This is a genomic window from Micromonospora sp. NPDC050784 (assembly GCF_044456765.1).
GTDB classification, from domain to species: Bacteria; Actinomycetota; Actinomycetes; order Mycobacteriales; family Micromonosporaceae; genus Micromonospora; species Micromonospora foliorum.
On record NZ_JBITGG010000008.1, the window covers coordinates 261,071 to 268,062 of the forward strand.

The 6,992-nt window shown below is 70.3% G+C and carries 5 protein-coding genes; all 5 read right to left on the reverse strand.

All coding sequences use genetic code 11. From position 1 onward, the window contains the following. Nucleotides 1-26 precede the first annotated feature (26 nt). A complete protein-coding gene (gene rpsG / locus ACIBD9_RS14275; protein ID WP_007465317.1) occupies nucleotides 27-497 on the reverse strand; it encodes a 30S ribosomal protein S7 in 471 nt (156 codons plus the stop codon). 1 nt (nucleotide 498) lies between these two features. Then, nucleotides 499-873, reverse strand: a complete 375-nt coding sequence (rpsL, locus tag ACIBD9_RS14280) for a 30S ribosomal protein S12 (protein ID WP_007465318.1) — start codon at nucleotides 871-873, stop codon at nucleotides 499-501. Nucleotides 874-1,382: 509 nt separating this feature from the next. Beyond that, the gene (locus ACIBD9_RS14285) at nucleotides 1,383-1,763 is read right to left on the reverse strand and encodes a hypothetical protein (protein WP_396717562.1); all 381 of its coding nucleotides are present in this window, start codon (nucleotides 1,761-1,763) and stop codon (nucleotides 1,383-1,385) included. Nucleotides 1,764-2,485: 722 nt separating this feature from the next. Then, the gene (locus ACIBD9_RS14290) at nucleotides 2,486-2,854 is read right to left on the reverse strand and encodes a hypothetical protein (RefSeq protein ID WP_396717550.1); all 369 of its coding nucleotides are present in this window, start codon (nucleotides 2,852-2,854) and stop codon (nucleotides 2,486-2,488) included. A gap of 94 nt (nucleotides 2,855-2,948) precedes the next feature. Then, nucleotides 2,949-6,836 (reverse strand): DNA-directed RNA polymerase subunit beta', encoded by a 3,888-nt coding sequence (locus tag ACIBD9_RS14295; RefSeq protein WP_387169489.1) that lies wholly within the window; start codon nucleotides 6,834-6,836, stop codon nucleotides 2,949-2,951. Nucleotides 6,837-6,992 lie beyond the last annotated feature (156 nt).

Sequence of the window (6,992 nt, forward strand, 5' to 3'; positions counted from 1 at the left end):
CGCCCGAAGGCGCCGGAACCAGGGTGTTACCAGCGGTAGTGCGCGAAGGCCTTGTTGGACTCGGCCATCTTGTGCGTGTCCTCGCGCCGCTTCACGGCGGCACCGAGGCCGTTGCTCGCGTCCAGCAGCTCGTTCATCAGCCGCTCGACCATGGTCTTCTCGCGCCGGGCGCGGGAGTACGTGACCAGCCAGCGCAGGCCCAGGGTGGTCGCCCGGGTCGGGCGGACCTCGACCGGAACCTGGTAGGTGGCGCCACCGACACGACGGCTGCGCACCTCGAGGGTCGGCTTGACGTTGTCCATCGCCCGCTTGAGGGTGACGACCGGGTCGGTGCCGGACTTCTCGCGGCAGCCCTCGAGGGCCGCGTACACGATGGACTCGGCGAGCTGACGCTTGCCGCGGAGCAGGATCTTGTTCACCAGCTGGGTGACCAGCGGCGAGTTGTACACCGGGTCAGCGACCAGTGGCCGCCGCGGAGCGGGTCCCTTACGCGGCATGTCAGCTCTTCTCCTTCTTCGCGCCGTAACGGCTGCGCGCCTGCTTGCGGTTGCGGACACCCTGGGTGTCCAGCGAGCCGCGAACGATCTTGTAACGCACGCCGGGGAGGTCCTTCACCCGGCCGCCGCGGACGAGCACGATCGAGTGCTCCTGCAGGTTGTGACCGACGCCGGGGATGTAGGCGGTCACCTCGATCTGGCTGCTGAGCTTCACGCGAGCGACCTTGCGCAGCGCCGAGTTCGGCTTCTTAGGGGTGGTGGTGTACACGCGGGTGCACACGCCGCGCCGCTGGGGGGAACCCTTCAGCGCCGGGGTCTTGGTCTTGGTCGTCTTCGCCTGGCGGCCCTTTCGGACCAGCTGCTGGATCGTGGGCACCGGGTTTCTCCGCTCCCTTCGGCCGCATCCGCGGCCGCGCCGTCTGCTCGTTAGCCGGCCTGATGACCGGCTCTCCTACATTCCGACCAGGGTCGCCTTGCGGAGACCCCGGCACCCGCGGTCGGGCGTGTCGCCCTCGTCACGGCCCCGTTGCGACGCTCTCGCGTGCGTACCGGGTTTGTGTCACCGGCGCGCGGGTCGCCCCGCCCCGGATCCTTGGCTTGTCGTGCCGCCGTCCGTAAGCCGGAAACAGCGCACGCACGAGTTGCCCGGGCATGCCCGGGCACAAGGGGAAAGAGTACCTACCACAACCGCCCAGGTCAAAACGGAACGGCCCGGCGGCTGTCTCACGCCCGCCGGCCAGATCTCGTCTTGCCCCGTCGCCCGCGATGGGCACCTACGAATACAAGTGTACCGGCTCCCCCGCAGAAGCACCCATCGCCCCCGGAGGGACCGGAACCCTTCCGCGGGAAAGCCCCGTCAGGTGCCGGAACCACCGGTGATCACCCTCACGTCAGGGTGAGGAGCAGGGCCAGCCCCAGGCCCAGCAGGCTGAGCAGTGCCCCCGCCGCGCCGCAGCTGATCCCGGCCATCGCCAGCCCGCGACCGGTGAACTGGACGGCGGAGGGCGCGGCCGGCCGGCGGATCTGGCGCCGGCCGAGCAGCCCGACGACGACCGCCGCGCCGCCGGCCAGCACACCCAGCGCGGCGAACGCTCCGGAGGCCCACGCCCCGCCGTCGTTCTTGAAGGCCACTCCGAAGCAGATCACCAGCAGCGAGACCAGGACCGATGCGACCCCCGCCACCAGCGCCCCGATGGCCAGCCCGGAGGTGACCGGCGCCACGTCCAGGTGGACGACGCCGAACGGCGTACCCGAGACCGCTTCCACCCGCTTCGGCGGCCGGCGCTGGTCGTCGGTGGGCGGCGGCACCGAACGCGCCTGCGCGCCACCCCACCCGGGGCCGTGCCCGGGCGGCGGACCCCAGCCGGGCGGCGTTCCGGGCCCGGACGACGGCGGACCCCAGCCGGGCGGTGCCCCGGGATTCGCCGGCGGACCCCAGCCGTACGGCGCACCCGGCCCGGACGACGGCGGACCCCAGCCGGGCGGCGCACCGGGCCCCGACGAGGGTGGGCTCCAGCCGTACGGCGCACCCGGTCCAGGTGCCGGCGGGCCCCAGCCGGGCGGCGCACCGGGACCGGGCGAGGGCGGGCCCCAGCCCTGCGGCGGCGTAGAGGCCGGCGCGCTGGAGACCGGGTACGGCTGCGCGGAGCCGGGCGCCGTGGTCGCGCCCCAGCCGGTCGGAGTCCAGCCGGGGTGCGGAGCCGGGGGCGGCGGTGCACCCGGGGTGGACACCGGTGGCTGTGGCTCACCGCCCGGGCCCGGTCGCGCCCAGTCGCTCGGCTCGGACGGAGGCGCCGGCGGGTCCGGAGGGCCGGCCGGTTCGGACGGAGGAGCCGACGGGTCCGGAGGGCCGGCCGGTTCGTCCGCGGGGGGCCGCGCCGGTTCCGTCACGAGGTCCTCCTGTCGAAAGGCCGCCACCGCCACACGGCGGACACCGGCCAGGCTACCGCCGCGAGCGCCGCGGCCCGCGCCCGGCAGCCAGCGGCGGCTCAGTCCATGTTCGCCGGGTAGTCGTGGCCGAACGGGGCGCCGGCCAACCGCACCACGCCGATGACCACCGCGGCCACCACGCTGACCGCGACCAGCACCAGGCCGGTCCAGGCCATCCACTCCCCCCGCCGCAGCCAGACGCTGCCGGTCAGGAAACCCCCCGAGGCGTACGCCTCCCGGCGCGCCTGTCGGGCCAGTTGCAGGGCCACCGTCGCCGGCACCACGCCACCGATGAACAACCCGGTCAGCATGCCGAGCAGGCCTAGCGCGAAGACCGCCCGTGCCTTCGTGGCGCGAGCCGGGTCCGGGTCCAGCGGGTGGCGCAGCCCCTGCGGGGCGACGGACACCTGCCCGGGTGCGGTCGTCATCCCCCCATCATGCCGAACCCGACCCGGGGGTGGGTGGGCACGGACACGACGAGGCCCCCGGCTTTCACCGGGGGCCTCGTCGTGTGACTGGTGCTTAGCGGTACGACCCGAAGTCGAAGTCGTCCAGCGGCACGGCCTGCCCGCTGGCCGGCCCGAAGCCGTAGTCGGTCTCCGGGTAACCGGTCATCGAGTAGACCTTGGCCTTGGCCTCCTCGGTCGGCTCGACCCGGACGTTGCGGTACTTGCTGATGCCGGTACCGGCCGGGATGAGCTTTCCGATGATCACGTTCTCCTTGAGGCCGACCAGCGAGTCGCTGCGCGAGTTGATCGCAGCGTCGGTCAGCACCCGGGTGGTCTCCTGGAAGGAGGCCGCCGAGAGCCAGGAGTCGGTGGCCAGCGAGGCCTTGGTGATACCCATCAGCACCGGACGGCCAGCGGCGGGCTCGCCGCCCTCCGAGACGAGCCGGCGGTTCTCCGACTCGAACAGCGCCCGGTCGACGAGCACACCCGGCAGGAACTCGGTCGAGCCGGAGTCGATGACCGTCACCCGCTTGAGCATCTGGCGGATGATGATCTCGATGTGCTTGTCGTGGATGAGCACACCCTGCGAGCGGTAGACCTCCTGGACCTCACTGGTCAGGTGGACCTGGACCGCCCGCGGACCCATGATCCGCAGCAACTCGTGCGGGTCGATGGTGCCCTCGGTCAGCTTCTCGCCGACCGCGACGTGACCGCCGTCGTGGGTCCGGAGCTTGACCCGCTTCGAGATCTTGTCGTAGACGATCTCTTCGCTGCCGTCGTCCGGCACCACGATGATCTTGCGCGAGCGCTCGCCGTCCTCGATCCGGATCCGGCCGGGGGTGTCGGCGATGGGCGCCTTACCCTTCGGGACCCGGGCCTCGAAGATTTCCTGAACACGCGGCAGCCCCTGGGTGATGTCCTCACCCGCGACACCACCGGTGTGGAAGGTACGCATCGTCAGCTGCGTACCGGGCTCACCGATGGACTGGGCGGCGATGATGCCGACCGCCTCGCCGATGTCGACCGACTTGCCGGTCGGCAGCGAGCGGCCGTAGCAGGCCGCGCAGACGCCCAGCTTCGACTCGCAGGTGAGCACGCTGCGCACCCGGACCGTCTCCACACCAGCGGCGACGATCTTGTCGACCCCGATGGAGTTGATGTCCTGACCGCGCTCGGCGACCACGGTGCCGTCCGGCCCCTTGATGTCGTCGGCGAGGGTACGGGCGTGCACGCTCGTCTCGGCGTGGGTGTGGACGACCAGCTTGCCGTCCAGCTTCTCGCCGATCTGCATCGGGATCGCCCGGTCGGTGCCGCAGTCCTCTTCGCGGATGATGACGTCCTGCGAGACGTCCACCAGACGACGGGTCAGGTAACCCGAGTCGGCGGTCCGCAGCGCGGTGTCGGCGAGACCCTTACGGGCACCGTGCGTGGAGATGAAGTACTCCAGCACGGACAGACCCTCCCGGTAGCTGGCCTTGATCGGCCGCGGGATGATCTCGCCCTTGGGGTTGGCCACCAGACCACGGATCGCCGCGATCTGCCGGAGCTGGAGCAGGTTACCGCGGGCACCCGAGTGGATCATCTTCCACAGCGGGTTCTCCTGCGGCAGCGCGGTGTCCATCTCCTTGGCGACCTCGTTGGTCGCCTTGGTCCAGATCTCGATGAGCTCGCCGCGACGCTCCTCGGCGGTCATCAGACCACGCTGGTACTGCTTGTCGATCTGGTCGGCGTCCTTCTCGTACCGCGCCAGGATCTCCGCCTTGCGCGGAGGCGCGATGACGTCCTCCATGCCGATCGTCACGCCGGACCAGGTGGCCCAGTGGAAACCGGCCTCCTTGAGCCCGTCCAGGGTGGCGGCAAGCGCCACCTTGGGGAAGCGCTCGGCGAGGTCGTTGACGATCGCGGAGAGCTGACCCTTGCGGATCTCGTAGTTCACGAAGCGGTAGCCCTGCGGCAGCGTCTCGTTGAACAGCACCCGACCGAGGGTGGTCTCCACGGTCAGCGGGTCACCCTCGACCCAGCCCTCCGGGGCGGTCCACGTCTCGGAGCCAGCGCCGTTGTCGACACCGACCACGCCACGCAGGCGGATCTTCACGGGCGCCTGCAGGTGCAGCTCGCCGTTGTCGAAGGCCATCCGCGCCTCGGCGTCCGAGCTGAACGCCCGGCCCTCGCCCTTCTCACCGGCGGTGAGGTGGGTGAGGTGGTACAGACCGATGACCATGTCCTGGGTGGGCATGGTGACCGGCTTACCGTCGGCCGGCTTGAGGATGTTGTTCGACGACAGCATGAGGATCCGCGCCTCGGCCTGAGCCTCGGCGGACAGCGGCACGTGCACCGCCATCTGGTCACCGTCGAAGTCGGCGTTGAACGCGGTGCAGACCAGCGGGTGGATCTGGATCGCCTTGCCCTCGACCAGCTGCGGCTCGAAGGCCTGGATGCCCAGGCGGTGCAGGGTCGGTGCGCGGTTGAGCAGCACCGGGTGCTCGCCGATGACCTCTTCCAGCACGTCCCACACGACCGGGCGCTGACGCTCGACCATCCGCTTGGCGGACTTGATGTTCTGTGCGTGGTTGAGGTCGACCAGCCGCTTCATCACGAACGGCTTGAACAGCTCCAGCGCCATCTGCTTGGGCAGACCGCACTGGTGCAGCTTGAGCTTCGGGCCGACCACGATGACCGAACGGCCGGAGTAGTCGACGCGCTTGCCCAGCAGGTTCTGGCGGAACCGGCCCTGCTTGCCCTTGAGCATGTCGGACAGCGACTTGAGCGGGCGGTTACCCGGGCCGGTGACCGGCCGGCCGCGACGGCCGTTGTCGAACAGCGCGTCGACGGCCTCCTGGAGCATCCGCTTCTCGTTGTTGACGATGATCTCGGGCGCGCCGAGGTCGATCAGCCGCTTGAGGCGGTTGTTCCGGTTGATCACGCGGCGGTACAGGTCGTTCAGGTCCGAGGTCGCGAAGCGGCCACCGTCGAGCTGCACCATCGGGCGCAGGTCCGGCGGGATGACCGGGACGCAGTCCAGCACCATGCCGAGCGGCGAGTTACGGGTGTTCAGGAACGCCGCGACGACCTTGAGTCGCTTGAGCGCCCGGATCTTCCGCTGGCCCTTGCCGGACCGGATGGTCTCCCGCAGGCTCTCGGCCTCGGCGTCGAGGTCCATGTTCTGGACCAGCGCCTTGATCGCCTCGGCGCCCATGGACCCGGTGAAGTACTCACCGAACCGGTCGCGCAGCTCGCGGTAGAGCAGCTCGTCGGTGACCAGCTGCTTCGGCTCCAGCTTGCGGAAGGTGTCCAGCACCTCGTCCAGGCGGTCGATCTCGCGCTGGGCCCGGTCGCGGATCTGGCGCATCTCGCGCTCTCCGCCCTCCTTGACCTTGCGCCGGACGTCCGCCTTGGCACCCTCGGCCTCCAGCTCGGCCAGGTCGGCCTCGAGCTTGGCGGCCCGCTTCTCGATCTCCGAGTCGCGGCTGTTCTCGGACTGCCGCTTCTCGGCCAGGATCTCGTTCTCGATCGTCGAGAGGTCACGGTGACGCGACTCCGCGTCCACGCTCGTCACGACGTACGAGGCGAAGTAAATGATCTTTTCGAGGTCCTTGGGGGCGAGGTCCAGCAGGTAGCCCAGCCGGCTCGGAACGCCCTTGAAGTACCAGATGTGGGTCACCGGAGCGGCGAGCTCGATGTGCCCCATCCGCTCACGACGGACCTTGGAGCGAGTCACCTCGACGCCGCAGCGCTCACAGATGATGCCCTTGAACCGGACGCGCTTGTACTTACCGCAGTAGCACTCCCAGTCCCGCTGCGGACCGAAGATCTTCTCGCAGAAGAGCCCGTCCTTTTCCGGCTTCAGGGTGCGGTAGTTGATCGTCTCAGGCTTCTTGACCTCGCCGTGCGACCACTGACGGATGTCGTCGGCGGTGGCGAGACCAATGCGCAGCTCGTCGAAGAAGTTGACGTCGAGCACTATGTCCCCTATGTCGTCGTCTGTACTGCTAATTCTCGGGTGGGGTCGGGGGGGGGGGGGCCCCCCCCCCCCCCCCCCCCCCCCACCCCCAACCCCCCCCCCCCCGCCCCCCCCGGCCCGGCCCCCCCCCCCCCCCCACCCGCCCCCCCCCCCCCC